The 3,185-nt window shown below is 58.2% G+C and carries 3 protein-coding genes and 1 pseudogene; all 4 read left to right on the top strand.

Annotated features, from left to right (window positions below; translation table 11 throughout):
- The first annotated feature begins 17 nt into the window (after window positions 1–17).
- The gene (locus AAAB35_RS24385; protein WP_340670886.1) at window positions 18–1,019 is read left to right on the top strand and encodes a PhoH family protein; all 1,002 of its coding nucleotides are present in this window, start codon (window positions 18–20) and stop codon (window positions 1,017–1,019) included.
- A gap of 180 nt (window positions 1,020–1,199) precedes the next feature.
- Window positions 1,200–1,697 (top strand): rRNA maturation RNase YbeY, encoded by a 498-nt coding sequence (ybeY, locus tag AAAB35_RS24390; protein WP_340670884.1) that lies wholly within the window; start codon window positions 1,200–1,202, stop codon window positions 1,695–1,697.
- A 5-nt stretch (window positions 1,698–1,702) separates the two neighbouring features.
- Window positions 1,703–2,788, top strand: coding sequence for a hemolysin family protein (locus tag AAAB35_RS24395; RefSeq protein ID WP_340670885.1), 1,086 nt, complete (start codon window positions 1,703–1,705; stop codon window positions 2,786–2,788).
- A 57-nt stretch (window positions 2,789–2,845) separates the two neighbouring features.
- A pseudogene (locus tag AAAB35_RS24400) lies at window positions 2,846–3,185 on the top strand (apolipoprotein N-acyltransferase); the annotation flags it as partial.

Below are 3,185 nucleotides of genomic sequence, written 5' to 3' on the forward strand. Positions count from 1 at the left end.
TGAACGCCACCGAAAAGCTGAAACCCGCTCCCTCAGGGGCCTCGGACCTGGCGCATATCGTACTGACATTTGACAATAACCGGCTGGCGAGTGCGCTGTTCGGTCAGTTCGATGAAAATCTCGCCCGCATAGAACAGAAACTTGGCGTCGATGTTCGCTCGAAAGGCAACCAACTCGCAATTCGTGGTGAGCCCACGGCCACCGAGCAGGCGCGCAGGACCCTCGATCATCTCTACGAGCAATTGCAGAACGGGCATGATATTTCTGCTTCCGATGTCGATGGTGCGCTGCGCATGGCGCTTGCTGCCGACGATCAGTTGACGCTTCCGACGATGGAAAACAAAAGCAAGATGGCTGCCGCCCAAATATCGACACGCAAGAAGACGATCTTCGCGCGAACGCCCACCCAAGATGCCTATATGCGTGCTCTCGACCGTTCGGAACTCGTTTTCGGCGTTGGCCCGGCGGGTACGGGCAAGACCTATCTTGCCGTTGCTCATGCCGCCATGCTGCTTGAGCGTGGCCTCGTTGATCGTATCATCCTTTCGCGCCCCGCCGTTGAGGCCGGCGAGCGCCTTGGCTTCCTGCCTGGCGACATGAAGGAAAAGGTCGACCCCTATCTGCGCCCGCTTTACGATGCGCTCTATGACATGATGCCGGCTGACAAGGTCGAGCGAGCCATTGCCGCGGGCGTCATCGAAATCGCGCCGCTCGCGTTCATGCGCGGGCGCACGCTCGCCCATTCCGCCATTATCCTCGACGAGGCGCAAAACACGACATCCATGCAGATGAAGATGTTTCTGACGCGCCTCGGTGAGAGCGCCCGCATGATCATTACTGGCGACCCGAGCCAGATCGACCTGCCGCTGGGCCAGAAATCCGGCCTTGTGGAAGCCTTGCGCATTCTCGATGGCGTCAGCGGTATCGTGACCGTGCGCTTCACGGACGTCGATGTCGTACGCCATCCGCTCGTTGCGGCAATCGTACGGGCCTATGACAAGGAAGGCGCAAAGCCCTGAGTTGGCGGTTCGATTCCAGCATTTGCATTCGGCTGATACGAACCTCGCCGGCGATTGTTGGAATCAAAGAGCCACTAGAAAACCTGGGACCTATAGTGGAGCTTTGAATTTGGCATTCGAAACGAGCCTGACGTCGGGACGCACTCGAATGTCAAATTCGCTGCACCAGGTGGCACGAGCGTGATTGATATCGACATACTGGTTGAGACGGAGGGTTGGGCAGGTGAGTCCAGCCTTCGCCGATTATCGGTGAGCGCCATTGCGGCCGCATGGGAGGAGCTTGACGCGGGTGAGCAGCCGGAGAGCGAACTGAGCCTCGTCTTTACCGATGATACGACGATCAGGGAGTTAAACAGCGATTGGCGCGATAAGGACAAGCCGACAAACGTTCTCTCGTTTCCGGCGTCCAACTTGAAACCAGGGCAAAAGCCAGGACCGATGCTTGGCGATATCGTCATCGCACGTGAAACCGTGGCGCGGGAAGCGGCCGACGAGGAAAAACCATTCGACCACCACCTCACCCATCTTGTTGTCCATGGATTTCTGCACCTCCTCGGCTATGATCATCTTTCTGATAGCGAAGCCGAAGAAATGGAGACATTGGAGCGCAAAATTCTGGCGCGTCTTGCAATTCCTGACCCTTATGCGCTATCCGTCATTGACGATCAATCCGATTGAGGACCATGTCTGACACGTCTCACCAGAACGATCCTGCCGCGCCTTCAAGAGGGGGTACGGGGCAGGAAAGTGATGCCGAAGGGCAGAGTAGCACCAGGGCGCAGGCTACAGAAAAGCGCTCGCTTCTTTCAACACTATTTCCATTCCTGCGGGCCCGCCCCGGTACATCCTTGAGAGAGGATCTCGACGCGGCACTGGCTGAGGATCATCGCGGCGACACGGCCTTTTCGCCGGAAGAACGCGCCATGCTGCACAATATCCTGCGCCTGCGCGAATTGCGCGTTGAAGACGTGATGATCCCGCGCGCCGACATCGAGGCAGTCGAAGTCTCGACGACTCTCGGCGATCTTCTCGAAGTATTCGAGAAATCCGGCCACTCGCGCATGCCTGTGTTTGCCGAAACGCTCGATGATCCACGCGGCATGGTCCACATCCGTGATGTGGTAAATCACATCACTAGAAGTTCGCGTACAAAAGCACCGCGCCGCAGCGTAGCACGCGCGAAACCCCCGATATCGGCAAAGCTTGATCTATCGCATGTTGATCTCAGCAAGACGATCGCGGACCTCAGTCTGATGCGGTCGATCCTCTTCGTTCCGCCTTCGATGCTTGCCAACGATCTGATGGCGCGCATGCAGGCCCAGCGTATTCAGATCGCTCTCGTCATTGACGAGTACGGCGGGACCGACGGGCTGGTATCGCTCGAAGACATTGTGGAAATGGTGGTCGGCAATATCGAGGACGAGCATGACGACGATGAGGTAATGATCGTCGAGGAGCCGGAAGGCGTGTTCGTTGCGGACGCCCGGGCCGATCTTGACGAGGTTTCCCAGAAGATAGGCTCCGGCTTCGTCATCGGCGAACATGGCGAGGACGTAGATACGGTTGGCGGACTGATCTTCTCGATCCTTGGCCGGATTCCGGTTCGGGGCGAAATGTTGCAAGCGGTCCCCGGCTACGAATTTCATGTGCTCGAGGCGGATCCCCGCCGCATTCGCAAGGTGCGTATCGTGCCACTGCGCCATACGGATCGCCGGCCGCGCACGGCGCGGCAGGGCGCAGCGGATCAACCGGCAGAAACGGACGAATGATTGGCGCAAGTCTCACAACTTAAGGCTGAGGTGGAATCTGAAGTCGTGGGGCATGGCATGATCCAGCGTCTGGCCGGAACAATCATTCTTCTGTCGGGCTGGAAGCGCGTCGCGCTCGCGTTTCTCATGGGTGCATTGGCAAGCTTTGCCTTGCCGCCCTATGATTTCTTTGCAGTCTGTCTCATCTCGTTCCCCGTTCTGGTCTGGCTGATCGATGGTGCGGTCGACAATGCCGACGCCGGTCCTATACGTCGTCTTCTTCCCGCCGCTATGGTTGGCTGGTGGTTTGGCTTCGGCTATTTCGTGCTTGGTCTTTGGTGGATCGGCAATGCGCTCCTCGTCGATGCGGAGAATTTCGCCTGGGCCGTGCCCTTTGCCATACTCGGCCTGCCTGCCG

The organism is Phyllobacterium sp., assembly GCF_037994425.1.
Classification (GTDB): domain Bacteria; phylum Pseudomonadota; class Alphaproteobacteria; order Rhizobiales; family Rhizobiaceae; genus Phyllobacterium.